28 protein-coding genes are annotated in these 25849 nt (G+C 64.2%); 13 read left to right on the forward strand and 15 right to left on the reverse strand.

Going from position 1 to position 25849, the window contains the following annotated elements; translation table 11 throughout:
• Positions 1 to 33: 33 nt before the first annotated feature.
• Together LB519_RS29725 and LB519_RS29730 are read right to left on the reverse strand one after the other, a co-directional pair.
• Complete coding sequence (locus tag LB519_RS29725) at positions 34 to 924, reverse strand: NmrA family NAD(P)-binding protein (RefSeq protein WP_063172627.1); 891 nt, start codon at positions 922 to 924, stop codon at positions 34 to 36.
• Positions 921 to 1103 (reverse strand): DUF1127 domain-containing protein, encoded by a 183-nt coding sequence (locus tag LB519_RS29730; RefSeq protein ID WP_013530655.1) that lies wholly within the window; start codon positions 1101 to 1103, stop codon positions 921 to 923. Before LB519_RS29730 ends, LB519_RS29725 begins: the two co-directional genes overlap by 4 nt.
• Before the next feature lie 217 nt (positions 1104 to 1320).
• On the opposite strand from LB519_RS29730, the gene LB519_RS29735 reads away from it, so the two are divergent.
• The gene (locus tag LB519_RS29735; protein WP_127385278.1) at positions 1321 to 2232 is read left to right on the forward strand and encodes a transcriptional regulator GcvA; all 912 of its coding nucleotides are present in this window, start codon (positions 1321 to 1323) and stop codon (positions 2230 to 2232) included.
• A 52-nt stretch (positions 2233 to 2284) separates the two neighbouring features.
• Here the strand turns inward: LB519_RS29735 and LB519_RS29740 are convergent, their stop codons facing one another.
• A complete protein-coding gene (locus LB519_RS29740) occupies positions 2285 to 2497 on the reverse strand; it encodes a tautomerase family protein (RefSeq protein WP_224621829.1) in 213 nt (70 codons plus the stop codon).
• Between the two features lie 69 nt (positions 2498 to 2566).
• Positions 2567 to 3304 carry an SDR family oxidoreductase gene (locus tag LB519_RS29745; protein WP_013530652.1) on the reverse strand — a complete coding sequence of 246 codons (738 nt, stop codon included), beginning with the start codon at positions 3302 to 3304 and terminating at the stop codon, positions 2567 to 2569.
• 103 nt (positions 3305 to 3407) lie between these two features.
• Between LB519_RS29745 and LB519_RS29750 the strand changes: the two genes are divergently transcribed.
• Positions 3408 to 4301 carry a LysR family transcriptional regulator gene (locus LB519_RS29750; protein WP_224621830.1) on the forward strand — a complete coding sequence of 298 codons (894 nt, stop codon included), beginning with the start codon at positions 3408 to 3410 and terminating at the stop codon, positions 4299 to 4301.
• Positions 4302 to 4324: 23 nt separating this feature from the next.
• On the opposite strand, the gene LB519_RS29755 is transcribed toward LB519_RS29750, so the two are convergent.
• Positions 4325 to 5551, reverse strand: coding sequence for a flavin-dependent oxidoreductase (locus LB519_RS29755; RefSeq protein ID WP_224621831.1), 1227 nt, complete (start codon positions 5549 to 5551; stop codon positions 4325 to 4327).
• A 243-nt stretch (positions 5552 to 5794) separates the two neighbouring features.
• Here LB519_RS29755 and LB519_RS29760 point away from each other — a divergent pair, with 243 nt between their 5' ends.
• The 5 genes from LB519_RS29760 (at position 5795) to LB519_RS29780 (ending at position 10844) form a co-directional block, all read left to right on the forward strand.
• Positions 5795 to 6820, forward strand: a complete 1026-nt coding sequence (locus tag LB519_RS29760) for a GlxA family transcriptional regulator (protein ID WP_224621832.1) — start codon at positions 5795 to 5797, stop codon at positions 6818 to 6820.
• Positions 6821 to 7002: 182 nt separating this feature from the next.
• Complete coding sequence (locus LB519_RS29765; protein WP_127398132.1) at positions 7003 to 7863, forward strand: FAD binding domain-containing protein; 861 nt, start codon at positions 7003 to 7005, stop codon at positions 7861 to 7863.
• Entirely contained in the window at positions 7863 to 8339 is a 477-nt protein-coding gene (locus tag LB519_RS29770) for a (2Fe-2S)-binding protein (protein WP_013530647.1), read from the forward strand. The genes LB519_RS29765 and LB519_RS29770 overlap by 1 nt, the downstream gene beginning before the upstream one ends.
• A 1-nt stretch (position 8340) precedes the next feature.
• Positions 8341 to 10611 carry a xanthine dehydrogenase family protein molybdopterin-binding subunit gene (locus LB519_RS29775; RefSeq protein ID WP_224621833.1) on the forward strand — a complete coding sequence of 757 codons (2271 nt, stop codon included), beginning with the start codon at positions 8341 to 8343 and terminating at the stop codon, positions 10609 to 10611.
• On the forward strand, positions 10599 to 10844 hold the full coding sequence (locus LB519_RS29780; RefSeq protein WP_027035223.1) for a MoaD/ThiS family protein: 246 nt from the start codon (positions 10599 to 10601) through the stop codon (positions 10842 to 10844). Before LB519_RS29775 ends, LB519_RS29780 begins: the two co-directional genes overlap by 13 nt.
• Before the next feature lie 318 nt (positions 10845 to 11162).
• Here the strand turns inward: LB519_RS29780 and LB519_RS29785 are convergent, their stop codons facing one another.
• The 4 genes from LB519_RS29785 to LB519_RS29800 all read right to left on the reverse strand — a co-directional run bounded on the left by LB519_RS29785 (position 11163) and on the right by LB519_RS29800 (position 15105).
• Positions 11163 to 13220, reverse strand: coding sequence for a TRAP transporter permease (locus LB519_RS29785; protein ID WP_024501712.1), 2058 nt, complete (start codon positions 13218 to 13220; stop codon positions 11163 to 11165).
• Positions 13221 to 13306: 86 nt separating this feature from the next.
• Entirely contained in the window at positions 13307 to 14296 is a 990-nt protein-coding gene (locus LB519_RS29790; protein ID WP_024501713.1) for a TAXI family TRAP transporter solute-binding subunit, read from the reverse strand.
• A 274-nt stretch (positions 14297 to 14570) separates the two neighbouring features.
• A complete protein-coding gene (locus tag LB519_RS29795; RefSeq protein ID WP_263485032.1) occupies positions 14571 to 14717 on the reverse strand; it encodes a hypothetical protein in 147 nt (48 codons plus the stop codon).
• 31 nt (positions 14718 to 14748) lie between these two features.
• A complete protein-coding gene (locus LB519_RS29800; RefSeq protein WP_224621834.1) occupies positions 14749 to 15105 on the reverse strand; it encodes a hypothetical protein in 357 nt (118 codons plus the stop codon).
• Positions 15106 to 15362: 257 nt separating this feature from the next.
• On the opposite strand from LB519_RS29800, the gene LB519_RS29805 reads away from it, so the two are divergent.
• A complete protein-coding gene (locus tag LB519_RS29805; RefSeq protein ID WP_024501715.1) occupies positions 15363 to 15803 on the forward strand; it encodes a hypothetical protein in 441 nt (146 codons plus the stop codon).
• A gap of 3 nt (positions 15804 to 15806) precedes the next feature.
• Here LB519_RS29805 and LB519_RS29810 read toward each other — a convergent pair whose 3' ends face one another.
• The gene (locus tag LB519_RS29810) at positions 15807 to 17429 is read right to left on the reverse strand and encodes an ABC-F family ATP-binding cassette domain-containing protein (protein WP_027160816.1); all 1623 of its coding nucleotides are present in this window, start codon (positions 17427 to 17429) and stop codon (positions 15807 to 15809) included.
• A gap of 282 nt (positions 17430 to 17711) precedes the next feature.
• Between LB519_RS29810 and LB519_RS29815 the strand changes: the two genes are divergently transcribed.
• Positions 17712 to 17993: a hypothetical protein gene (locus LB519_RS29815; protein ID WP_013530639.1), complete on the forward strand. Its 282-nt coding sequence runs from the start codon at positions 17712 to 17714 to the stop codon at positions 17991 to 17993.
• A 91-nt stretch (positions 17994 to 18084) separates the two neighbouring features.
• On the opposite strand, the gene LB519_RS29820 is transcribed toward LB519_RS29815, so the two are convergent.
• Positions 18085 to 19218: a transporter substrate-binding domain-containing protein gene (locus tag LB519_RS29820; RefSeq protein WP_224621835.1), complete on the reverse strand. Its 1134-nt coding sequence runs from the start codon at positions 19216 to 19218 to the stop codon at positions 18085 to 18087.
• A gap of 242 nt (positions 19219 to 19460) precedes the next feature.
• On the reverse strand, positions 19461 to 20060 hold the full coding sequence (locus LB519_RS29825) for a YdeI/OmpD-associated family protein (RefSeq protein ID WP_224621836.1): 600 nt from the start codon (positions 20058 to 20060) through the stop codon (positions 19461 to 19463).
• A gap of 263 nt (positions 20061 to 20323) precedes the next feature.
• Here LB519_RS29825 and LB519_RS29830 point away from each other — a divergent pair, with 263 nt between their 5' ends.
• Positions 20324 to 20935: a hypothetical protein gene (locus tag LB519_RS29830; protein WP_024501719.1), complete on the forward strand. Its 612-nt coding sequence runs from the start codon at positions 20324 to 20326 to the stop codon at positions 20933 to 20935.
• 21 nt (positions 20936 to 20956) lie between these two features.
• Here the strand turns inward: LB519_RS29830 and LB519_RS29835 are convergent, their stop codons facing one another.
• Positions 20957 to 21430: a cupin domain-containing protein gene (locus tag LB519_RS29835; protein ID WP_027160820.1), complete on the reverse strand. Its 474-nt coding sequence runs from the start codon at positions 21428 to 21430 to the stop codon at positions 20957 to 20959.
• Positions 21431 to 21495: 65 nt separating this feature from the next.
• Here LB519_RS29835 and LB519_RS29840 point away from each other — a divergent pair, with 65 nt between their 5' ends.
• Together LB519_RS29840 and LB519_RS29845 are read left to right on the forward strand one after the other, a co-directional pair.
• Entirely contained in the window at positions 21496 to 21957 is a 462-nt protein-coding gene (locus LB519_RS29840; protein WP_063172635.1) for a MarR family winged helix-turn-helix transcriptional regulator, read from the forward strand.
• 129 nt (positions 21958 to 22086) lie between these two features.
• Entirely contained in the window at positions 22087 to 22815 is a 729-nt protein-coding gene (locus tag LB519_RS29845) for an SDR family oxidoreductase (protein WP_224621837.1), read from the forward strand.
• 16 nt (positions 22816 to 22831) lie between these two features.
• On the opposite strand, the gene LB519_RS29850 is transcribed toward LB519_RS29845, so the two are convergent.
• Entirely contained in the window at positions 22832 to 23806 is a 975-nt protein-coding gene (locus LB519_RS29850) for a LysR family transcriptional regulator (RefSeq protein ID WP_224621838.1), read from the reverse strand.
• A 15-nt stretch (positions 23807 to 23821) separates the two neighbouring features.
• Positions 23822 to 24727 (reverse strand): S1C family serine protease, encoded by a 906-nt coding sequence (locus LB519_RS29855; protein ID WP_224621839.1) that lies wholly within the window; start codon positions 24725 to 24727, stop codon positions 23822 to 23824.
• A gap of 195 nt (positions 24728 to 24922) precedes the next feature.
• Between LB519_RS29855 and yghU the strand changes: the two genes are divergently transcribed.
• Complete coding sequence (yghU, locus tag LB519_RS29860) at positions 24923 to 25789, forward strand: glutathione-dependent disulfide-bond oxidoreductase (RefSeq protein WP_013530630.1); 867 nt, start codon at positions 24923 to 24925, stop codon at positions 25787 to 25789.
• Positions 25790 to 25849 lie beyond the last annotated feature (60 nt).

Raw genomic sequence — 25849 nt, forward strand, 5'->3', positions numbered from 1 at the left:
GACGACGTCAGCTTCAGCGCCGCGCTCCTGTTCCTACCGCCCAGCGGCGTCCGCCATCGCAACAAAGGCGCTCTCGATGGTCTCGAAAGCCAGCTCCGGATACAGCACTCCGGCTTCCGGCGTGGCCGTCTCGAGCGCGGTCTCGCCGCGTATCCAGAATGCCCGCAGCAGTCCGAGCCAGGGGGCTGACGCGATCATCGCCTCAAGCTCCGCCGCACTCTGAGGCACGATGCGCGGCGAGCGGCCGCTCACCCCGCGCCACAGATCGATCATTTCGTTCTGGGTGATCTTGTTTCGGGCGATGCGGATCTCGCTGCGGATGGCATTGGGGTCGTTCAGCGCGCGCAAGGTCACGGCGGCGATGTCCTTCTCGCTGACGAACGTCGCCGGCACATTGCCGTCGCCATAAAGTGTCACCTCTTCGGGCGGCAAGGGCGACGAGCCGAAGCGCATCAGATCGCCCAGCGTCGCCACCCATGTCGAAAAGAAGCCATTGGTGTAGATCACCGTATAGGGCAGATCGGCCTCCTTGATCGCGTCGAACACTGCTCGCTTGAGGTCGAGTGGCGGGATCGAGCCCGGTGCGGCGGCGGCGAAGTCGAGGCCGAAGCCGGCGGAAGGCACATAGCGGGAAACGCCGGCATCGCTCAGCGCCCGCACCAGCGTCATCTCGCTGGCCGAATGCACATGCACCGAGCTGATGACGCGGTCCACCGCACTGGCGGCGCGGACAAGGCTGTCATAGTCGTCGAGATCGCCGACGTGGATTTTGGCGCCGAGCTCCTTCAGCGAATGCAGCCGCTCTTCATCGCCGGCTGTTGCCGGACGAACCAGAACGTGCAGGCGATCGCCATTGCGGGCGCTGGCCTTCGCCATCTCGCTGCCCAGCAGCCCCGTCGCGCCGATGATCAGGGTGCTGGTCATATCGACCTCCCATTGCGCAGGATGGAGCCGTCCCAGTCGCGCTCGAATCCGATGTCGTGCAAGCGATGGTTCGAGAAGCGTGAAACTTGGCGCAGCATGCGGCGGCGCTCGACGACTGCAGAGGCTCTGAGTGCAAGACCGCTCGTCGCGGCGCTGATGGATTCGAGAATCGGTTTCATGGTTCGTCTCCTGTGGTTCAGTAGGCGCAAGCGTGCCGACGCCGTCCGCAAGGGGACAAGCATGACGATTGCTCACACTGTTTCTGGTCGTTCAGCGCAGCGGCGAGATGGGAAAGCCGATCAAGATCCGCTGCTACCCCTATAGATTGGACATTTTCGGGCTGGACGACAAACGACTCTTTGTGCATGATTTGTGAGCAACACTCACAGGTGGACCATGCCGCGCAGACTGCCGCCCCTCACTGCCTTGCCCGCCTTCGAGGCCGCCGCCAGGCATCTGAGTTTTTCCAAGGCGGCGGGTGAGCTCAACGTCACCCATGGCGCGGTCAGCCGCGCCATCCGCAACATCGAGGACAGACTGGGCATCCAACTTTTCGATCGGGGAACGAGGTCCGTGCGCCTGACGTCGGTCGGCGCGGCCTACGCATCGGAAGTCAGGACGGCGCTGGACCAGATCGCCGCCGCCACCATCGCCGCCACGCCCGACCGCACGGCAGGCATCCTGAATGTCAGCACATCGGACGGTTTTGCCGGCCGCTGGCTGGTGCCGAGGCTGCATCGCTTCCACCGCGCCAACGCCGACATCGACGTGCGGCTGTCGACCTCGGGCGTACTTTCCGATTTCGTCAGCGACGGCATCGATATCGCCATCCGCTACGGCAAGGGCGGCTATGCCGGCGTGACCGCGGAATTTCTCGCCGACGAAGAGGTCTTCCCGGTCTGCAGCCCGGAACTGCTGCAAGGCGAACATCCGCTGCGCCAGCCCGGGGATCTCCGGCATCACAAGCTGATCCACGACGCCTTTCGCATCGACTGGGCAACATGGCTGCAACAGGCCGGCGTGGACGGCATCGATCCCAAGCGCGGCGTGCGCTTCGATTCCGCCACCTTCGCCGTCGAAGCCGCGGTGCATGGCGAAGGCGTGTTGCTCGGCCGAAGCGCGCTGGTCTCGGCCGACCTCGCTGCGGGGCGGCTGGTTCGTCCCTTCGATCTCGCGCTGAAATCCGCCTCGCGCTACTACGTCGTCTACCGTGACGGCGCGCTGCGCCAGAAAAAGATCAAGGCGTTCCGCGACTGGCTGTTTGCCGAAGTGGCCGCCGACTGGGTCGGTGCGACGAAGGATGGCTGATGCGGCAAGGGTTCAATTTGTGAAAGGCACCTCTTCGAGGTCTAGCCCTGCACTACTCCTTCGCGCGAAAAACTTCCGGCACGACGAACACATCGTCGGCCCGGCCATAGCCTCCGTCGGCGACCTCCTCGACCAGCACCATCGTGTAGGGGCGCACGCCCTCACCGAAAAAGTCCACGAACATCGCGGTCGTTCGATGGATGAGGTCTTCCTTCTGCGCTTTGGAGAGGGCCGCTTGCGGTAGCTTGATGTTGGCGAATGGCATGATGTTTCCTTAGCTTTTCGAGTGTGGAAGTCAGGCAGTCAGGAGAGCCAAGCCGGCCTGGTTGCCGCCTCAGACCACGCCGCCATTGGCGCGGATGATTTGCCCGTTGACCCAGAAGCTGTCCGGACCGGCCAGGAACGAGACCAGCCCGGCAATGTCGTCGGGCTGGCCGAGCCGGCCGAGCGGGATCATCTTGCCGATGGCCTCGATCTGCGCCTCGCTCTTGCCGTCCGTGAACAGCGCGGTCTCGATCGGTCCGGGCGCCACCGCGTTGACGGTGACACGGCGCGCGCCAAGCTCCTTGGCCAGGATGTGGGTCATCGCCTCGACACCCGCCTTTGTGGCGGCGTAAACGCCGTAGCCCGACTGGTAGAGACCGACGACGCTGCTGGAAAAATTGACCATGCGGCCGCCGTCGCGAAGCCGGCGCGCACCTTCCCGCATGCCGCGAAACACGCCGCCGAGATTGATCGCGATCTGGGTGTCGAAGGAAGCATCGTCGGTCTGCGCGATCGGCGAAATCTTCATGATGCCGGCATTGTTGACGAGGATGTCGATGCCGCCGAACGCCTTCTCGCCGGCGTCGAACAGCACGGCGATGCCGTTCGGATTGGCGATATCGGCCTGCACGGCGATCGCCCTGCCGCCGCCGGTCTCGATCGCGCGGACCAGTTCTTCGGCCTCCGCGCGGCCCCGTGCATAGTTGACGACAACGGCGACGCCGTCACGGGCGAGCCGCTGTGCGATGGCGGCGCCGATGCCTTTGGAGGCGCCGGTCACGATCGCGGTTCTGGTTTGATTTGTCATCGAAGTCTCTCCGCGTTGTTGGTGACACGGATATAGGCCAAGCCGAATTCCGGATAATCATCCACCCATTGACATCACTATTCGGGAACTGCGAACAAAGAGCATGGATCGGCTGGACACGATGCGGCTCTTTGTTCGCGTTCTGGAGCGGCGCAGCTTCACCGCTGCCGCGGCCGATCTCGGCCTGCCGCGCTCAACCGCGACGGAAGCCATCCGGCGGCTGGAGGAGCATCTCGGCGCGCGGCTGCTGGAACGAACGACGCGGCAGGTGAACGCCACCCAGGATGGTGAAGCCTACTATCGGCGCTGCCTGTCGATCCTGGCCGAGATCGAGGATGCCGAGGCCGCCTTCCGCAACGCCGAGCCTTTCGGCCTGCTGCGCATCGACGCCAGCACGCTGCTCACCCGCACATTCCTGTTGCCGCGCCTGCCGGAGTTTCTCGACCGCTATCCCCGCATCGACCTGCAGATCGGCCAGAGCGACCGGCTGGTCGATCTCGTGCGTGAAGGCGTGGACTGCGTGATCCGCGTCGGCGAGCCGCCCGACAGCGGCATGATCATGCGGCGGCTCGCGATGATCCGCGAGATCACCTGCGCCAGCCCCGCCTATCTCGAGCGCCACGGCACGCCCGCCTCCCCCGATGCGCTCGACGGTCACCAGGCGGTGGGTTTTGTCTCGTCGCGCACCGGAGAGACCCTTCCGTTCGAATTCACTGTCGCCGGCAATATCCGGGAGGTGCGGCTGCCCGGCCGCGTCGCCGCCAACAATTCCGATACCGCCGCCGACCTGGCGCGGCTTGGCCTCGGCCTCATCCAGGCGCCGCGCTATCGCTTCGAGAAGGATCTTGCCGATGGGACGCTGGTCGAGGTGCTGGCCGACTACCCGCCATCGCCGACGCCGCTGTCGGCGCTCTACCCGCAGAACCGTCAGCTCTCGCCGCGCCTTCGCGTCTTCCTCGACTGGGCCTCGCGCATCTTCGCCGAGGCAAACCTGTAGGCTGCAAAACGCGCCACTCGCGATCAACTCGGTTTTGCAAACCCGGCCAGGGACGCATAGCCGCGTACCACGCTCTTGCGTTCTTCGCGCGAAGCGACGGCGTCGATGTCATCAAACCCATGCGGCGCCCGGGCCTCGACCATGTCTATGACCGCTTCCGGCCCGCCTTGCCGATTGGCCAGCACGATGGCCGATGTGGCCGGCCGCCGCTCCCCGTCATACCGTGTTAGCGCGGCTTCGACGGTCGGTCCTGCGGCCAGATGCATCGCAAGGCAACCAGCGTCGAGTATTGCCTGGCTGGCTCCGTTCGACCCCACCGGGTACATGGGATGCGCCGCATCGCCGAGCAGCGTCACCCGCCCGAACGACCATCGTGGCAGCGGGTCGCGGTCGCAGTTCGGATATTCGTAGAAGCCATCCGTTGCCTGGATGATCGAGGCGGGGTCGACAAAATCAAGCTGAAACCGGTCACGCACGAAGGGCAGCACATCGTCGATCACGCCCGGGCGGCTCCAGTCGCCGGGACGCAGCGGTGATGAGCCGCTATCGCCGGTATTGGCCATTACCGCCCAGTTCGTCAGCCTGGTCTCTTCGCGATCCGGCTCGATCGGATAATAGACGAACTTGGCGAAATTGCCGCCGGCAACCGCCATGGTGCGCCCGTCGCGCCAGACCGGCCACGGCGTGGCGCCGCGCCACAGCATCGTGCCGTTCCAGATCGGCGGCCCTTCTTCGGGATAGAGCACGGCCCTGACGGCGGAATGGATCCCGTCGGCGCCTATGAGCAGGTCGCCATGGGCCTCGCCACGCGAGCCGTCATGCCAGCGGAAATGCGCCACGACCTCGCCCTCGTTCTGCTCGAAGGCATCGACACGGCTTGCCGTGCTGATGACGTCGCCGCCAAGCCTGTTCACCACGGCCCGGTGAATCAGCCCCAGCAGCCTGCCGCGATGAATGCTGATTTGCGGAACCTCATAGCCGGCATCGATGCCCCGCAATTCCTGCCATACGATCTGGCCGAAGCGGTTGGTGTAGACAAGCTCGCGTGTCCTCACCCCCTCCGCGTCGAGCGCCGGCATCAGCCCAAGCCCGGCCAGCGCCTTGACAGCGTGAGGCAGCATGTTGATGCCGACGCCAAGTTCGCGGATGTCGTCGGCCCGCTCGAAAAGTTCGACCTCGATGCCTGCCTCATGCAGGAACAGAGCAGTGGTGAGGCCGCCGATACCGGCCCCGGCGATCAATGCTTTCATCAGTCACTCCCTTGCCGTGAAAAGTCCCCCCGAGACGGCCACATCTTCGCGTCGCCACGGCGATGCGCGTGGCCGGGGATATTCGAGTTGCATGGCGACGAAGTCTGCCGTGCGGGCACCATGGCGGGCAGCGATGGCACGCAGCGTTTCGTCCAGGACTTTTGCCGGTCTCCAGATGGCTTGACGACGAGGCTACCGGCGTTAGGTTTCGTCCGAAATGACATAAATCGGGCGAATACTGCCATGCGCAGGCACGTTGCCGTCGTCGTTCACCCCGGTTTCCAGCTTCTGGATGCGGCCGGGCCGACAACCGTCTTCGAGATTGCGGAGCGCTGCCGCCCGGACAGCTATGAGTTGGTTTTGCTGTCGCCCGGCGGCGGCGACGTTGAAAGCTCCTCTGGCCTGAAGCTTCTCACCAGACCTCTGCGCGACGGCCCTTTCGACACCGTCATCGTATCGGGCGGCGAAATCATCCGTTCCATCGAGGCGATGGACGAGATCGTCGCCTGGTTGAGGCGCGTGCCGGCGCGGCGCACCACCAGCGTCTGCACCGGCGCGTACCTGCTGGCACGGGCGGGATTGCTCGACGGCCGCCGCGCCACCACGCACTGGGCCAGCAGTCACGACTTCCACCGCCGCTACCCGAAGGTCAGGCTGGATGCCGAGCGTATTTTCATCAGGGATGGCGACATCTGGACGTCGGCCGGCATCTCGGCCGGAATAGACCTGGCGCTTGCCCTCGTCGAAGATGACCTTGGCGCTGAAGTGGCGCGCCGCACCGCACAGCAGATCGTCATGCACCAGCGCCGGCCGGGCGGCCAGTCGCAATTCTCGGCCTTCGTCGAACTGGGCGGGCGAACCGGCCGCTTCGCCGCGCTGAGCGAGTGGGTGCGGGCAAACCTGGCCGAACCGCTGACCGTCGAATGCCTGGCCGATCACGCGGCCATGAGCCCCCGCAACTTCGCCCGCGCTTTCACGTCCGAGACCGGCGTCACGCCGGCAAAGGCGGTAGAGCGCATGCGCCTCGAGACGGCCCGCACGGCGATCGAGACCAGCCATCTCCCGCTTGAGCGCATCGCCGAAGCCGCCGGTTTTGGCGATCCCGGACGCATGCGGCGCGCCTTCCTGCGTACCCTTGGCCAGCCGCCGCAGGCGTTTCGGGCGGCCGCCGAACACAGGGAGCTTCAGCCGGGGCGGCCAAGCAGCGGCTCTGCCGGCTTAAGGGCCGTTCCGGTCCAAAAGCGGACAAAACCGAATGAGCGCACTTGATCCAGACCGAAGTTTCACGAAATCATTCCAAAGCCGGTTGCTGCCATTCAGTGCGCCACTTTCGGCCTGGTGGACTGGATATTGCTGCGCCTGGCCCAATCGCCGCAGATGACGAACCGGATAGCCATTATGAGGAGACTGTTTATAACGGTCGCTGAAATCGCGATGACCAAGGGGAGACGATGCGCTACATACGTCCGCTTTCAATAGAAGATGCCGTTGGCCAGTTGGCCGGGTCGGCTGGTACGGCCGCCATCCTCGCCGGAGGCAGCGACCTCCTGGTCAGGATGAAGGGCGGCTTTGCCGAACCAGAGTTGATCGTCGACATCAAGGCGATCGATGGCTTGAGCGAGATCCGGGAGACGGCTGAAGGCTTCAGCATCGGCGCCGCGGTCCCTTGCGCCGTCCTGGGAGAGAACACCGCCCTCAAGAAGGCATGGCCTGGTGTCGTCGAGGCGGCCAAGCTGATCGGCTCCAAGCAGGTGCAGGGCCGCTGCACCATCGTGGGCAATCTCTGCAACGCCTCGCCGGCTGCCGACAGCGTGCCGGCGCTGGTTGCCGCCGGCGCCAAGGCAGTGGTCGTCGGGCCGGCGGGCCGGCGCACGATCCCCGTACAGAGCGTGCCGACCGCGCCGGGCAAGACGTCGCTGGCCAAAGGCGAGATCATCGAGGCGATCCTGCTCGACAAGCGCGAGCCGCGGTCTGGCGATGCCTATCTGCGTTTCATTCCACGCACCGAGATGGACATCGCGGTGGTCAGCGCCGGGGTGAACCTGACGCTCGACGAGCACGGTGTCGTCAAATCGGCCCGCGTGGCGCTGGGCGCCGTGGCGGCGACGGTGCTTCTGGTCGAAGAGGCGGCGGAGGTGCTCATCGGCTCCAGGCTGGACGAGGCGACGCTGGAGCGGCTCGCCAAGGTCTGCGCGGGCGCCTGCCGTCCCATCGACGACAAGCGCGGCACTATCGAATTCAGACGAAAAGTTGCGGGTGTGCTGGCCCAGCGGGCCGCCACATCAGCCTATGCACGTGCAGGAGGCAAATGATGGCTGGAATTGCAGTTTCAACGACAATCAACGGCGATGCTGTCGAGTATCTGTGCCAGCCCGACGAGACGCTGCTCGACGTCCTGCGCGATCGGCTGGGGCTGACGGGCGCCAAGGAAGGCTGCGGCACCGGCGACTGCGGCGCCTGCTCGATCATCCTCGACGACCGGTTGGTGTGCTCATGCCTGGTGCTCGGCGCCGAGGCTGAAGGCCGTCGCGTCGAGACCATCGAGGGCATGGCGCATGGCGATACGCTGCACCCGCTGCAGCAGAAATTCCTCGAGCACGCCGCATTGCAATGCGGCATCTGCACTCCGGGCTTCCTGATCGCGGCCAAGGACCTCCTGGCCAAGAACCCCGACCCGACCGAGGAGGAAATCCGCTTCGGCCTTGCCGGGAACCTCTGCCGCTGCACCGGTTACGACAAGATCGTGCGCGCCGTCCAGGATGCGGCCATCGTGATGAAGGGAGCCTGAGATGAATTTCGATCCACGTTTTTCCGGACGTAAATTCGCCTCCGTCGGCACGCGTCCGATCCGTCCCGACGGCATCGACAAGGTGACGGGCCGCGCGCGCTACGGCGCCGACTTCAACATGGCCGGCCAGCTGGTCGGGCGCGTTCTGAGAAGCCCGCACGCCCACGCCAGGATCGTCAAGATCGACATTTCGAAGGCGGAAAAGCTCGCCGGCGTCAAGGCGGTGATCACCGCGGCCGACCTGCCGGACCTCACGGATGGCGATGCCGCCATGTACGACGTCCTCGACAATTGCATGGCGCGCACGAAAGCGCTCTATGACGGCCACGCGGTGGCCGCGGTCGCCGCGATCGACGCCCGCACCGCCAGGCAGGCGCTGAAGCTCATCGAGATCGAGTACGAGCTTTTGCCGCACGTCACCGATGTCGACGAGGCGGCGAAGCACACGGCGCCCTTGATCAATGATGCCATCTTCACCGAAGGCCTTGAGGAAAAGCCGGTCAAACCCTCCAACGTCACCAAGCGCAGCCAGTTTGGCCATGGCGATGTCCATCAGGGTTTCGGGCACGCCGACTTCATCGTCGAGCGCTCCTTCAAGACCGAGCAGACGCACCAGGGCTATATCGAGCCGCATGCCTGCGTGGCGAATTTCAGCTCCGACGGCACCGCCGACCTCTGGGTGTGCACGCAGGGCCATTTCGTCTACCGCCAGCACTGCGCCCAGTTGCTTGGCATGGAAGCCTCGAAACTGCGCGTCACCTCCTCGGAGATCGGCGGCGGTTTTGGCGGCAAGACCCATGTCTGGGCCGAGCCGGTGGCGCTGGCGCTGTCGCGCAAGGCAGGACGGCCGGTGAAGCTGGTGATGACCCGCGACGAGGTGTTCCGCGCCTCGGGCCCGACCAGCGCCACCTCGATCGACGTCAAGATCGGCGCCCGCAAGGACGGCACGATCACCGCCGCCGAAGCGACGCTGCGCTACAGCTGCGGCCCGTATGCCGGCTCCTGGGCCGAGATCGGCGCCATGACCGCGTTCGCCTGCTACAAGCTCGATAACGTCAAGACGGTCGGCTACGAAGTGCTGGTCAACCGGCCGAAGACCGCGGCCTATCGCGCGCCCTCGGCGCCGATGGCGGCGTTCGCGGTGGAAAGCGCTGTCGACGAGCTGGCCAAGAAGATCGGCATGGATCCGGTCGACTTCCGGATCAGGAACGCCGCGCAGGAAGGCACACGGTCCTCCTACGGTCCGGTCTACGGCCCGATCGGCATCGGCCCGACGCTCGAGGCGGTGAAGAGCCATCCGCACATGAAGGCGCCGCTGGGCAAGAACCAGGGCCGCGGCATGGCTTGCGGCTTCTGGTTCAACTTCGGCGGCCAGACCTGCACCGACCTCAACATCGGCATGGACGGCTCGGTCTCGCTTGCCGTCGGCACAGTCGACGTCGGTGGTTCGCGCGCGTCGCTGTCGCTGGTGGCGGCGGAGGAACTGGGCATCGACTATTCTCAGGTCAAGGCGATCGTCGCCGACACGTCCAGCCTCGGCTACAACGACATGACGGACGGCAGCCGCGGCACCTTCTCCTCTTCCATGGCAACGATCTCGGCCGCTCGCAACGCGATCAAGATCCTGCGCGAGCGCGCCGCGCAGATGTGGGACATTGCCGTCGACGACGTGGTCTGGGAGAAGGGCCACGCGATCGCCAAGGGCGAGAAGCACGGCAATCTCGGCAAGCTGTCGCTGAAGGAGATCGCGGTCGAGTCGGGCAAGACCGGCGGGCCGATCGCCGGCCACAGCGAGCTCGTCGCCGATGGCGCCGGCGTCTCCTTCGCCACCCATATCTGCGATATCGAGGTCGATCCCGATACCGGGGCCGCCAGGGTCATCCGCTACACGGTCGTGCAGGATGCCGGCAAGGCGGTGCACCCGACCTATGTCGAGGGACAGTACCAGGGGGGCGCCGCGCAAGGCATCGGCTGGGCGCTCAACGAGGAGTATATCTACGGCAAGGACGGGCGGCTGCAGAACGCCGGCTTCCTCGATTACCGCATCCCGGTCTGCTCGGACCTGCCGATGATCGACACCCAGATCCTCGAGATCCCCAATCCCAACCACCCTTACGGGGTGCGCGGCGTCGGCGAGACGTCGATCGTGCCGCCGCTGGCGGCGATCGCCAATGCGGTGTCGAACGCCGCGGGCGTGCGCATGACGCACATCCCGATGTCGCCGCCGCGCATCCTTGCCGCGATCGAGGCGGAACGGGAATGGTCGAAGTAACGCTCTGGGGCTCGCTCGCCGCGACCGCCGGAGGCAACAGCAAGGTCGAGATCGAGGCCAAGGACATAAGGGAGCTGTTCAGGAAGCTGGCTGAACAGTATCCCGGCCTCGAGCCCTGGATCGACAAAGGCATCGCCGTCGCCATTGACGGGACGATCTATCGGGATACGTGGTCGAAGAAGCTGCCGGAGGGGGCGGAGATTTTTCTGCTGCCGCGATTGGCGGGGGGATAGGCGGACACATGGCAGGGTAAAAGGTGCACTGTCACCGTAATTCTAAAAAGTACTCTGTCACCGTAATTCTAAGAAGGCCAAAAGCCGCTGTTGGATTCGACCGGGAGGAGGGTCTGATTTGCGCCCCATGCCGGTCATCGCCACGGCTCATCGCCTCTTCTCACGAGCGGACATCTTCGCGACTAGGCTGAAGCTCGCTCGGCGCCGAGAACCCGCAGCGGAATGTCATGGACTCGATGGTCCGCCCTCTCTTTCCGTCCGCCCCCTCATATGCGCGACGTCGAAACTCCGGGAAGGATTGCATTGGAGCGGCGCTGATCAGACTGGTTGCGCCTCTTCAGTGTGGCGTGCGTTCCAATGGCGCAGCAGGACCGGGACCAAAAGCGCCACGCCGAGTAGCGAGGAATAGAGTTCGGGTGCCACCAGAAGCAGGGCGGCGAACACGAGCAGCACGTTTTCCCATGGGCGTGTGCGCACCAGAAGATAGCGCGATAGCGCGGCGCCCAGGCAGGTGATGCCCAGCACGCAGCCGAAAAAGGCGAGGAAGAAGTTCGGCCAGGTGAAATCCTTCGTCACCAGCAGCAGGGACGGTGAGAAGACGAACACGAAAGGAACCAGTGCCTTACCCATCCCCAGCCGGAAGGCGGTGTTGCCGGTCTTGAACGGGTCCGCCCCCGCCATGCCAGCGGCGGCGTACGCCGCCAGCGCCACCGGTGGCGTGATGTCCGCCAGCAGTCCGTAATAGAACACGAAGAAGTGAGCGACGATCGGCTCGGTGCCGAGCATGACAAGCGCCGGCGCCGCGATCGTCACCATAATGATGTAGTTCGCGGTCGTCGGGATGCCGCAGCCCATCAGGATGCAGACGACGCCAGTCATGATCAAGGTGAACAATAGGGTCAGGCCCTGGGCCGAGAAGATCGCCTCGGGGATGAAGGTGCCGAAGAGAAGGGAAAGGTGTCCAGCCGTCGATGTGACGATGTAGGACAGCTTGAAGCCCACTCCGGTCAGGGTGACGACGCCCACGACGATGCCGACGGTTGCGGCGGCGGCTCCGACTGCGAGCGCATATTTGGCGCCGTCGCGCAGGCACGTCACGATGTCGGCGACCGACATGCGCCGGCGCGGATTGAGCAGGCCGACGAGAATACACAAGGTGATGCCCCAGAAGGCGGCCATGTAGGGCGTGTAGCCCGAGAGCAGCACGCCGATGAGAACGACGAGCGGGATGATCGTCGGCCAGTCCCGCTTCAGCGCCTCGACGACATCGGGCATCTCGTCCGGCCTGAGCCCCCTGAGGCCGGTTCGCTTGGCCTCGAAATGCACCTGCATGAACACGCCAAAGAAGTGCATGAAGGCGGGCACGATGGCGGCAAGGATGATGGTCGTGTAGGGCAGTTCGAGAAATTCGATCATCAGGAAGGCCGCTGCGCCCATGATCGGCGGCGTCACCTGACCGCCGGTCGAGGACGCCGCTTCCACCGCTGCGGCGAAATGTTTCTTGTAGCCGAGCTTGATCATCGCCGGGATGGTCAGCGAGCCGACGGTAACGGTGTTGGCGACCGACGAGCCGGAAATCATGCCGAACAGCGCCGAGCCGAAGATCGACACCTTGGCGGGACCGCCGGCGTAGCGGCCGGCGACCCACGCCGCGCAGTCGAGGAAGAGCTGGCCGAGGCCAATGCGGGTGGCGAAGACGCCGAACAGCACGAAGTGGAAGACGTAGGTGGCGACGACGCCGAGCGCGATGCCGTAGATGCCCTGCGTCGTCAGATAAAGGTGATCGACAAGCTGGGAGACGGACGCGCCGGGGTGCACCAGAATGCTCGGCATGTACCGCCCCAACAGCGCGTAGGCCATGAAGACGACGGCGATGATGGGCAGCGGGATGCCGACGGAGCGGCGCGTCGCCTCCAGCAGAAGCAGGATGAGGATAAGGCCGAACACCACGTCGAGCGCCGTGGGATTGCCGACGCGGAAGGCAAGGTCGTCGAGCGGGATCATAGGCACGTGCATGACGACGACGACCGCAGCGATCGCCAGCAGCCAGTCGAAAAGGGGTATGCCGAGCGGCCGCAGGAGGCTGGACCGCGCGGGCTGGTCGTAGCTTTTCTTCACCAGCGGGAAGACGAGGAAGATCAGCGCCAGCACCATCGACAGGTGGATGCCCCGGTGCAGCATTTCCTGCAGCAGGCCGAAACCGGCGGTGTAGTAGTGAAACAGTGACAGCGCCACCAGGAGGAAGCCGACCAGCCAGCCCGCGACACGGGTCAGTGGCCGGAAGCGGATTTCGGAGTCGAATTTCTCCTCCAGTTCGCGAGCGCTCTCCTCATCGAACTCCATAGCGGAAAGCTTGATCTTGTCGTCATCGCTCATGGCCGGTTCCGTGTCCTGAATTTCCAGACAAAAGAGGCGGAAAGCATCCCTTCCGCCTCGTTGTTGTCAGCCGGTCCAAATGCCTCTTATTTCAGGGTGCCGACTTCCTTGTAGAATTTCTCTGCGCCGGGATGAAACGGAATGCCAGCGCTGGTAACCGCGTTCTGGAGCGTGATCAGCTTGCCCTTGGCGTGGCCTGCCTGCAGGGCCTTTTGGGTTTCGTCGCTGTAAAGCGACTTGACGATCTTGTAGACGAGGTCGTCGGTCTGCTTGGCGCTGGTCACCCATTGAGCGGCGACGGAAATGGTCTTGGTTTCGCCGACATTTTTGTAGGTGCCTTCCGGCACGGTATCGGTGGAGAAGAACTTCTGCTCGGACAGCAGCTTGTCGGCCTCGGGGCCGGTGATCGGCACCAGCGTGATGTTGTTGGTGGTGGCAAGCTCAACGATTGCGCCGGTCGGATAACCACCGACGAAGAAATAAGCGTCCATGGCGCCATCCTGCAGCCGCTCTCCGGCCGGGCCAGGCTTGAGATATTCGGGCTGCACGTCCTTTTCAGCCAGACCGTAAGCGCCAAGCACAAGTCGCGCATCGACGATGGTGCCGGAGCCCGGCTCGTCAAGAGAGACGCGTTTGCCCTTGAGATCCGCCACCGACTTAATGCCGGCGTCGGCACGCGCGACCAAATGGATCGTCTCGGGATAAAGCGTCGCGATGAGGCGCAGGTCGTCAACCTTGGGCTTGCCCTCATAGAGGCCGGTGCCCGAATGCGCCCAGTAGGCGACGTCGGATTGCGTGAAGCCCGATTCGGACGCGCCCGACTGGATGGCGCTGATGTTGGCCACCGAACCGTTGGAGGACGTGGCGGTGGCGACCAAGCCTTCGACGCCGGCCGCCCCGGTTGCCGAGATGGCGTTGGCGATCAGGCCGCCCACCGGATAGTAGGTGCCGGACGTTCCGCCCGTGCCGATGCGGAAAAACGCCTGCTGCGCGCGTGCCGGCGAAAATCCGGCCGCAGCCAAAGCCAGAGCGCCCGCGCCTATGGAAAAGGTGCGGCGGTTGATCGAAATCGTCATGCTACCTCCCAGTCTAAAAACCGGCAGGATGTTGCAGCGGCCAAGGTGTTGTCAACCTGTACACGCTTTTTGAGAGCGGATCGGTCCTCGCGGGCTGGCCGTGGCGCATCCTCAATAGGTGCAAATTTTGAAGAAGCACCAAAATTCGATCTGAGCCTTTATCATTGGTTGAACGGCAGTAGTTCGCATCCTTGCGCCAAAAAGCTGCCTGTCTGAATTCGGCCCAAATGCAGCCATTCACCTCAACCCGCCCCTATCTCTCCCTCCACAACCCTCAAATAAGCCGCCGCCTTGCCCCCTCCGGCATCTGCAGGATGGTCAAGGGCGTCGTCAGCACGGTCAGGATCAGGGCGCCGAGGATGGTGCCGGTGTAGACACCGCGGCCCCCGAAGATCGAGGTGCCGCCAATGACGGCGGCCACCCCGGCGCCTTCTGCCGGAAGGCGCGGCAGGCTATGGATACTTGGTCGGCGGTACGGCAGGGTTCAAATCGCCCTGCAGTTCCTTCGGCTGCGGCAGGCTTGAGCATTGCAGGTGCACTTCGCGGGCGAACAGCTTTCGTTGCTTCTGCTCATGCTCCTTGATGGCTGCGACGAGCCCCATCGAGTATGGACCAAGCAGGACGCCGAAACCCCATCCCGGATGCTCTTTCTCGCGAGCCTCGTAATCCGAAGCCGCCCTGCGGGCCTGCTGGCATGCCGGGGAGGCCCATTTCTGGTCCTGCTGCGAAAGCGACGCCTCATAGTCGACCGGGGAGGTCGCGCACCCAGCCACTGCCGCAGTCAATGCGAGGCAGATTGCGTTTCTCATCCGAAGCCTCTCCTAAGCCTTGTGAAGGGCCTGCATAGACCTGTTCATCCCACAAGGCGATAGCTGCGGTCAGGTGCCCTCCCCACCCTCCGCAACCCGCCGCCCTCTCCCCGGCCTTCCCGCAGCCGGATTCGAACGATGCCTGGAACCAAATCACGGGGCCTGGAACCAAACCACGGGCGAGACTGTTCAGTTGTAGCTTTGATCCCACGCTGACATCCCGGCCGGCAAAGCGGCGACATTGAGGAGTTCTCACCATGAAGATTTCATCCGGATTTCGTTCCATCGCGGTTGCCGCCATCGCCACCGCAAGCATCGGCTTTGCCAGCGCCGCGCATGCCGACAGCGGCACCATCCGCTTCGCCGTCTACAAGGCGGCCTTCTTCGTCGGTGGCTCCGGAGGCGAAGGAACGCTGACCTTCCATGGCCGCCGCTATCCCATCTCGGTCGGCGGCGTCTCGGGCGGTCTCGCCTTCGGCGTTTCCAAGACCTATTTCCGAGGTACCGTGCGCCACATCAAACGTGCGCGGGATGTGACCGGGGTCTACGGTGCGGCGGGCGGTGGCGGCGCGCTTGGCAAAGGGGCTCAGGTGATCGTCATGACCAATGACAAGGGCGCCCAGCTCGAATTGACGGGCAGGCAGGTCGGCCTGCAGGTCAACGCCGACCTCAGCGGCATGAGCATCTCGCTGAGGTAGCCGTTAGCTCCTCAGGCCCGGCGCTTCCTGCCCCGTCCGCTCGACATATTCCGTATAGCCGCCGCCATAGGTGTGGATGCCTTCGGGCGTCAGCTCCAGCACGCGGTTGGAGAGCGCCGCCAGAAAATGCCGGTCGTGCGAGACGAACAGCATGGTGCCCTCGTACTGCGAAAGTGCCGTGATCAGCATCTCCTTGGTGGCGATGTCGAGATGGTTGGTCGGCTCGTCCAGCACCAAAAGGTTGGGCGGGTCGAACAGCATCAGCGCCATCACCAGCCGCGCCTTCTCGCCGCCTGACAGCACACGGCATTTCTTCTCGATCTCGTCGCCGGAAAAGCCGAAGCAGCCTGCGAGTGCCCTGAGCGGCGCCTGGCCGGCCTGGGGGAACGCGTCTTCCAGTGTCTGGAACACAGTGCGCTCGCCTTCCAGCACCTCCATGGCGTGCTGGGCGAAATATCCCATCTTGACACTTGGGCCCCGCGCGACCGTGCCGGTATCGGGCTCGGAAGCGCCGGCGACCAGCTTCAGAAGCGTCGACTTGCCGGCGCCATTGACGCCCATGATGCACCAGCGCTCGCGGCGGCGGACCTGGAAGTCGAGCCCCTCATAGATGCTGCGGCTGCCATAGCCCTTGTGGACGTTCTTCAGCGTCACGACATCCTCGCCGCAGCGCGGCGCCGGCAGGAAATCGAAGGACACGGTCTGACGGCGCTTCGGCGGCTCGACGCGGTCGATCTTGTCCAGCTTCTTCACCCGGCTCTGCACCTGCGCGGCATGCGAGGCGCGCGCCTTGAAGCGCTCGATGAAGGCGATCTCCTTGGCCAGCATCGCCTGCTGGCGCTCGAACTGAGCCTGCTGCTGCCTGTCGGCGATCGCCCGCTGCTGCTGGTAGAATTCGTAGTTTCCGGAATAGGCGGTCAGCGAACCGGCGTCGATCTCGACCACCTTGTTGACGATGCGATTCATGAACTCGCGGTCGTGCGAGGTCATCAACAGCGCGCCATCATAGTTCTTCAGGAAGGATTCCAGCCAGATCAGGCTCTCCAGGTCGAGATGGTTCGACGGCTCGTCGAGCAGCATGGCGTCGGGCCGCATCAACAGGATGCGGGCCAGCGCCACGCGCATCTTCCAGCCGCCGGACAGCTTTCCGACATCGCCGTCCATCATCTCCTGCGAAAAGCCGAGACCGTCCAGCACTTCGCGGGCGCGGCCATCCAGCGCATAGCCGTCGAGTTCCTCGAAGCGGTGCTGCGCCTCGCCATATTTTTCGATGATCTCGTCCATCTGGTCGGCCTGCTCGGGATCGGCCATGGCCGCCTCGAGGGCCGCCATTTCGGCCGCGACTTCGCTGACCGGCCCGGCGCCGTTCATCACTTCGGCGACAGCGCTGTGGCCTTCCATGTCGCCGACATCCTGGCTGAAATAGCCGATGGTGACGCCGCGATCGACCTGCACCTGGCCTTCGTCTGGCTGCTCCTGGCCGGTGATCATGCGAAACAGCGTCGTCTTGCCGGCGCCGTTCGGCCCGACGAGGCCGACCTTCTCGCCCTTCTGCAGGGACGCCGACGCTTCGATGAAGACAAGCTGACGGCCGTTCTGCTTGCTGATGCTTTCAAGTCTGATCATGCGGTGTCCGGGGAATTTTGCTTGCGTGAAACGATTTGCCCGGCGCCTTACGCGAAGGATAGCCGCAAAGGAAGAGGCGCAAGCGCCGCACACCGCCGATCTCCCCCCTCGTGGGGGAGATTGGCAGCTTCACCGCCAGACACACTCCAGAAACAAGATTCAACATCCGGGAAAAACTCGCGAAAACATCGCCTGTCATAACCACCCTCGCGGCGGTCACGCGGCCTGCGGCACAACGCGAAGAAATGGTCCCGAAACATGCAACGACGTTCGACCGGATGGATGGGTGCCCTGACAGGCATTTCGCTCGCCGTGCTTGCGGTCGCACAGTCGGATGCGGCGGTCACCCGGAGCGAATATTGCAGCCGGCTCGGTCTTCAACTCGACGGAGCCATCCAGACCAAAGCCAAACCCGGTGCCAGTGCGAGCCAGATCGCCGAGGCAACGGCACTCCAGGACAAGGCGAACCGGTTCTGTGCCGAGCGCAAGCAGGCGCAAGGCATCCGGACCTATGCCAATGCCCTGAAACTTCTTGGCGTGACACCGGTCGACCTGGACCAGTGACAGCAACCATCCATCCCTGAAAGACAGGCCGCCACTCTCGGATAGCGACGGCGGTTCTTCCAGCGCATAGCACCGCTGAAATTGCTGCCGGCTACTTCTCGCCCAGATACTGGAAGACGGCCTGCTTCCACCAATCGCTTTCGATGGTCTGCAGGAGGGCGACATCGAGAGACTTGCGCAACGGGCTGCCGAGCGGCAGCGCAATGGCATATTGCTGCTGGTCGAAGGTCGCATCGAGAACCTGCAGGCTTGTCGCGTAATTCTGCCCGACCAGCCAGCCAAGCAGCGGCTTGTCGTGCACCAGCGCGTCGATCTTGCCGGCGCGAAGCGCGTTGAGGCCTTGCTGGATCGAGGCAAAGTCCTGATGACGGATCTGGGTCGAATCCAGATAGGACGCCGTCGACGAGCTCTGCACCGCGCCGACCCTGACCGCGGCGAGATCGCTTTCGCCCTGCACCATGCCTTCCATCTGCGTCACCGTCAGCACCGATGTGACACCCGCAGTGAACACCGCGATCGCAATGATCGATCCCATCATCCAGAGCGCGGCCAGCACGCGCCCCGGCACGGTTCGCGGGCCGAAATCACCGGTGCTGGCCTGCGTCGCGGCGATGGTCGACCACCACATGCTGGAAAACAGTCCCTTGGCGACGCCGCCGCCGAAATCGTCATTGTGCCGGCGTTCGAACATCCAGATGAGGACGCCGACCACCACCGATATGATGACCAGCGCCAGAACCGCCTGCAGGAAGCCGAACGACGTCAGGGCATGCAGCACCGGCCGCCATGACGGCTGGTTGTTGAGCGGCGTCGCGATGCCGAGCCCGGTCGTGAAGAAGGGCTGCGTGAAGTCGACGGCCTTTTCGCGGTCGGCCGTGACCGTGATCGCGGCCATCGCCGCATCGAATCTGCCGCTGACGACGCCATCGATCTGGTCCTGCACGGCAGGCACTTCGACATAGTGGAAGCGCAGGTTGAGCCGCCCGGCCATTTTCTGCCAGAGGTCGATGCTCAATCCCGACCAGCTGCCGTCCTGCAGCTTGAACGCAAAAGGCGGCGCCTGTTTTATCCCGACCGAGATCTCTTTTGCCGGCGAGGCCGAGGGGGAAGCCAGGTCGGGAGAAGTCTGATCGGGCGAAGTCTGGGCAAGCGTGACCCCGGCTCCCACACACGCGACGATGACAATGAGACCCAGCGCCATCGTCCACGAAGCAACTCTTCTCAACGGCAACGACTCCCAGCGACCGGTCCGCCGCTCGATCGTCGCGGCTTTCGAAGGGTAGCCGCCGTGCCCTCCTCCGTCCACCGGCGATGTCGTTGCTGAAGCGGCCGCGCCACGCCGACCCCGAATTGCGCGAAAACAAGCAGTTGGAACAATTTCGCGATTCAAATCCTGAAGCGCTTCGCGCAACGAGGGATCCCGTGAGGACAGGCTTGCGGCGCCGAAGACGAATTCGCGCCAAACCCTCACTTCCTGCCTTGCGGATGGATCGTCTCACCGCGCTTCAGCATTGCCACAAACGCTTCGATCTTCCTCTTGCGCCCGGCCTCGGTCTTCATGTTGTGAATGCGGAAGGCGAGCGCGAAGCGGTTTTGCGCGTTGAGTTTTTCAAACATCGCCTTCGCAGCGGGTTCGGCGTTTATGGCTGCTTGCAAATCATCGGGAATTTTCATCTCCTTGCCGCTGCCATAGGCGCGCGCCCAGCGCCCGTCGGCCTTGGCCGTCTCGACCTGTTTGAGCCCATGCTCGGTCATGCGGCCCTCCTCGACCAGCCGCGCCACATTGTCGATGTTGATCAGGCTCCAGATGCTCTTCCTGCCGCGCGGCGTGTAGCGCTGCAGGAAGCTCTTGTCGTCCAACCCTTTGCGCACCGCATCGATCCAGCCGAAGCACAGCACCACGTCGATGGCTTGCTTGGGGGTGATCGATTTCAATCCCGACCCCACCTTGTGCACCTTGATCCAGACTTCGGTTTCCGTGGCGTGGTGCTTGCTCAGCCAGGCGTAGAAGCCGGCAGGATCCGCAAATTCATGAACCTTGTCGGGATCGACCTTGATCGGCGCCATCAGTCGGCCTGTCCGTTCGATGCTGTTGCCGCTCGCGTCATCGCTCTCACTGTCGTCCTGCCTCCGGCATCATGCCCATCGTCATTGGCCAGCATCGTGGCATGAATTGCTGTCAGTTTCCGGCAGCAGACTTGGCAGGCGCGGACGGCGTTCCTTCGCGCCCCTCGGCCCGAACATTTTTCTTCCCGCCCCCTGTAGAAAGTCCCGGAATACCTGCCATGCTCGTGCTCGGGCACGCCGTCTCGCTCCCGGGGGAATACGCCATGAAATCTCTGTTGCTCGCCTTTGTGTTGTTTCTCCCCACGGCCACCCTCGCCGAGCCGATCGAAACCCGGAAGATCATCACGGCTGTGACTGGCGATTTCAATGGCGACGGCGCCGTCGATCTTGCCATGGTGGTGGAGACCGAACCCGGCCATCCGATGGACGTCCACTTCTTCCTCAGGGACAAGGAGCACAATTACCTCAAACCCGTCGAGATCGTGCACGAGCAGATCCAAGGGGAATGGAACGGCTACGAGCGGGCGGGCTACGAGAACTCCGACACCGAGCCGGAACTGACGATGCTGCCCAACGGCTCGATCAAATTCTACCTGCCAGCGATGGAGATCGGCAGCGAACGGACCGACATGACGCTGACCATCGCCTGGCGCAATGATGCCTTCATCGTCGCCGGCTTCGCCTATGACCACTATGACTATTTGAAGGAGAATGCCGAAAGCGCCTGCGAGTACAATGTGCTGACCGGCAAAGGCACCAGCAGCGAAAAGCAGCCGGACGGCAGCACCAAGCACAGGACCGTCTCGGTCGAAGGCCAGACCATCGCCTTCAAGGACTGGAACCCCGGCACCACCTTCAGCGCTTGCGGCGCGTGATCGACGCCTCTTCGACCGACTTCAGCTTGGCGGCGGCGCTGCCGGCGTCAGCCCGTGGCGGCGCATGATGTCCATCATCCCAGCCTTGTCCGGCGGACCGCCGGCGGCGGCGTGGAACATGGCGAATATCTCGCGGAAATAGTCCGGACCGATCGCCGCTGGTGTGACGACGCACAGCGCTTTCGCATCCGCGCTGCCATTGTTGTCGAAGCGATGGACCGCGCCACGCGGGATGCACAGCGCTTCTCCCGGTCCGACCTCGATCGGCTTGCCGTCGACGGTCCAGGTCAGCACCCCTTCAATGCCGTAGATCGTCTCTTCGTAGTGATCATGGCTGTGCGCCGGCGCCAGCAGGCGCAGTCCGCTGGCAACCCTCAACTCAAAGGCGGCGATGCTGCCGTTCGAACTGTCGCCCGTCACCAGGAAGCGAATCGACAGCCCCTTGTCGCCGATGGTCTCATTGGCTGGATTGACCTGAAGATTCATGACCGACATTGCGCAAACCCCTCCGGTAAATTACATTTACTCGCTATCAGTAAACTCAATTTACCGGATCGTCAATGCCCACCTCAACGGAAGTTCTACAGACCAAGACCGAGAACCTGCTGATCGGCGCCCTGCTGCGCGTGCCGGCACAAGCGATCCAGCGGCGGCTGATCAAGGAGCTCAACGCCGCCGGTTTCGACGAATTGCGCCTGCCGCACATGGCGGTGTTGCAGTTTCCCGGACCGGACGGCGCGCGGCCCGGCACCATCGCCGAGCGTGCCGGCATGAGCAAACAGGCCATCAACCAGCTGCTCAGCAGTCTCGAAGGGTACGGCTACCTCGTCCGCTCCGACATTCCCGGCGATGGCGGTGCGCGCGTCGTACGGTCCACGGAACGCGGTCATGCCGCGTTCTGGAAAATGGTCGATATCCTGCACGACATCGAGGAGGAATGGCGCACCGAACTTGGGCAGGAGCGCTTTGCCCAGCTGAAAGCTCTGCTGTTTGTCGTCTGGGAAAGTCCGCTGGTGCGCTGAGCCAGAGACGGCGCTCGTCCGCCCTGCTCCATCGGCCTTTCCGATGGCACTATCGGTTTCTTCCGTTTCCTTCTGTCGCGCCGAACTGCCAATTCCTGCCCTTGTCCATCCAAGCAAAGGCAGAGCGATATGAACATCTCGAACCAGAAAATCCTGATCGTCGGCGGCGGCTCCGGCATGGGCCTGGCGCTGGCCAGGCGCTGCATCGAGGCCGGAGCCAAGGTGATCATCGCCGGGCGCGGCCAAGACCGGCTGCGGCAGGCGCGCGAGGCGCTCGGCAATCCCGCCGGGCTGGAGACGGCCGTCGTCGACATCGCGCGCGAAGACCAGGTCTCGGCGCTGTTCGCAGCGATTGGCGGACTCGACCACATCGTCTGCACCGCAGCCGACATCGAAGGCGCCTACCGGCTGCTGCCGGAGCTTGACCTGATGGCGGCGCAAAAGGTGGTGGAGAGCAAGCTGTATGGCCCGCTGCTGCTCGCCAAGCACGGTGCGCCGCGGCTGGCAGCATCCGGCTCCATGACCTTCGTCTCCGGTATCGCCGCCTATCGCCCAGCCGCACGCGGCTCCGTCGTTGCTGCTGTCAACGCAGCGCTCGAAGGCCTCGTGCGGGCGCTGGCGGTCGAGTTGGCGCCGATCCGCGTCAATGCCGTGTCACCCGGCTGGGTCGACACCACGATCTGGGCGCAAGTGGCCGGCGACAGGAAGGACGAGACGTTGGCCGCGATGGCCAAGCGGCTGCCGGTCGGGCGGATTGGCCAACCCGATGATATCGCCGACGCCATCGCCTTCCTGATCGGCAATGGCTTTACCACGGGAACGACGCTGCATGTCGAGGGCGGCCACCGCCTGATCTGAACCGCCGCTGCTTCCGTCAGGGGTTGTTTGCAAACAAGGCCTTGGAGCGGTTCGACGATTCAAGTCCTGAACCAGCCTTGGCGGGCTGCAGGGCCGGCACCAGCGTGTCGCGCGCGGCAGTGAGCAATTGCTTAAGCGCCGGCAGCTGGACGCGCCGGCGGCGCCAGATCATCACCAGCGGCGCTGTCCGCATCTGGCCGGGCCATCGCATTTCGACGATGTCGCCGCGTGCGAGCGCATCCGTGACGGCCAGGCGTGGAACGAGGGCGAGCCCCGCGCCGGCCGCCACCAGCCGCGCAATGGCGCCGATGCTGCCGACCTCGTTGGCAAGTCTGGGTGCGGCAGCGCCCGCCTCGGCAAAGGCCGTGTCGAACATGTGTCGGTAGATACATCCGGGCTCCGTTGCCACGAACTGCAGTTCGCCAAGCGCGGCAAGGTCGCCTGGCACGCTGCCCTGCCCCGGAGCCGCGACCAGCACCAGCGGTTCGGCTGCTATCGTGCGCCTGGCGAAGTGTTTATCCGACGCGCCCTTCGCGAAATCACGGCGGTCGAAGCAGAACGCGACATCGATGTCGCCATCCTCCAATTGGCGCAGCAGCGCGCCGCTGCCCGCCACCTTCATCCGCACGGTGATGTCGGGATGGCCGGCCTGGAACCCGGGCAGCCAAGGCGCCAGCCTGGCCGACGCGATCGTCTCCAGCGCGCCGATGGTCAGGTGCCCGCTTGTCGAACCTACCGCTGCCTGCACGGCCGCGCGCGCCTCGCCGTCGAGCCGCAACAAATCCTCGGCGATGGGCTTCAGCGCTAGGCCTGCCGGCGTCAGCTCGAGACCGGACTTCGCGCGCGTGAACAGGGCAGCGCCAAGCTCGGCCTCGAGCGCCAGGATCTGGTCGCTGACGCTCGATTGCGCGAGGTTGACCACTTCTGCGGCGCGTGTGATGTTGCGGCTCCGCGCCACCGCAAGGAAGGTTTTGAGCAGTCTTGGATGCATCGCGTGGCTGACGCGCTATTGCAGCTGCGGCTTCTTCAGAAAACTGCCGCGGTCGGCGGACTTGATGCGCAGCCAGGTTTCGCGGCCGTCGCGCAGCACCCGCATCGGAATCTCGGCACCGGCCGAGCCGCTCTCCCACAGCTTGCGATAGAAATCGGCGAGTCCATCGACCGCGCCGTCGCGGATGTCCGAGATGATGTCGCCCTGGCGCAGGCCAGCCTTGGCCGCCGGACCGCCTTCGGTCACGCTCATCACCACCACTCTGCCATCGCTTTCGGCCGACAGCGCGCCGAGCCATGGCCGCGGCGGCTTGGCCACCTGGCCGCGCGTCAGGAGATCGTCGAGTATGGGCGGCAACAGATCGATCGGCACCACCATGTTGATGTCGGCGACCTCGCCATTGCGGCTCATCTGCAGGCGCAGCGAACCGATGCCGAGCAGCGAGCCATCGGCGCCGAACAGCCCGGCACCGCCCCAGGACGGGTGCGCCGGCGCAATGAAGATCGCCTCGTCGAGCAGATACTCCCAATAGCCGGCGAATTCCTGCTTGGTGACAATCCTGGCCTGCACCGACTGGCCGATGCCGTCGGCCAGCACCACGGCGTCGCCGATCCTGGCCTTGCCGGCATCGCCCAGCGCCACCGCCGGCAGGCCGAGCGGCGCCAGCGCCTGCACCAGGCCGAAGCCCGATTCCTGGTCATAGGCCAGCGCGTGCGCGGGGATGACGCGGCCGTCATGGCTGGTCAGCCAGACCTCTTCCGCTTCGGTGATGAGATAGCCGATGGTCAGCACCAGCCCGTCATTGCGAATGACGACGCCGCTGCCTTCCCTGAGCGTGCCGAGCGCCCCGGCCGTAAAGGCATCTTCGGGAACAGTGGCCCGCACGGCAACGACCGAGCGCGGATTGGGATTGATGGTCATGCTTTTGTCCTGGGTGGGCTTTGGCGACATCTTCTATAGGTATGCCACGCAGGAGAAGGCGCAAGGGTAAGGAAGAACCCAATTGCCGATGTTGGCACTGCGGGCAGCGATAATAGTTCAACGCAAGTTGAACTTACACATCCGCAGCCCTAGTTAATGGCGACCTGCCATCCTTCCCCGACACGAGGCCACGAAATGACCGACTACACACCGCCGAAAGTATGGACCTGGAACAAGCCGAGCGGCGGAGCCTTTGCCAGCATCAACCGGCCGATCGCCGGGCCGACGCATGACAAGGAACTGCCTGTCGGCAAGCATCCGTTGCAGCTCTATTCGCTGGCGACGCCGAACGGCGTCAAGGTCACCGTCATGCTGGAAGAGCTTCTGGCGCGCGGCCACAAGGGTGCCGAATACGATGCCTGGCTGATCCGGATCAACGATGGCGACCAGTTCGGCAGCGGCTTCGTCGAGGTCAATCCAAACTCCAAGATTCCGGCCCTGATGGACCACAGTGGCACCACACCGGTGCGCATCTTCGAATCCGGCTCGATCCTGGTCTATCTCGCCGAAAAGTTCGGCGAATTCCTTCCGACCGAACAGCCGGCCCGCGCCGAGGTGCTGTCCTGGCTGTTCTGGCAGATGGGCTCGGCGCCGTATCTGGGCGGCGGCTTCGGCCACTTCTACGCCTATGCGCCGGAAAAGTTCGAATATGCCATCGATCGCTTCTCGATGGAGGTGAAGCGTCAGATGGACGTGCTCGACCGCCGGTTGGCCGAGACTGAATATCTCGGCGGCAAGGACTATTCCATCGCCGACATGGCGGTGTGGCCCTGGTATGGCGGGCTGGCACTCGGCCGCATGTACAATGATTCCGGCGAGTTCCTGTCGGTGCACGAGTACAAGCATGTGCAGCGTTGGGCGAAGGCCATCGACGCCCGCCCGGCAGTCAAGCGCGGCCGCATGGTCAACCGCGCCTTCGGTGAGCCTGCCATGCAACTGCATGAACGCCACGACGCCAGCGATTTCGAGACCAAGACGCAGGATAGACTGGCCGCCGAATAGGCCATCGCGGATCGCGGCAAAGGAAACCCGCCCCGACGCGATGTTCGGGGCGGGTTTTTC

Source organism: Mesorhizobium sp. AD1-1 (assembly GCF_020164655.1).
Taxonomy (GTDB): domain Bacteria; phylum Pseudomonadota; class Alphaproteobacteria; order Rhizobiales; family Rhizobiaceae; genus Mesorhizobium; species Mesorhizobium ciceri.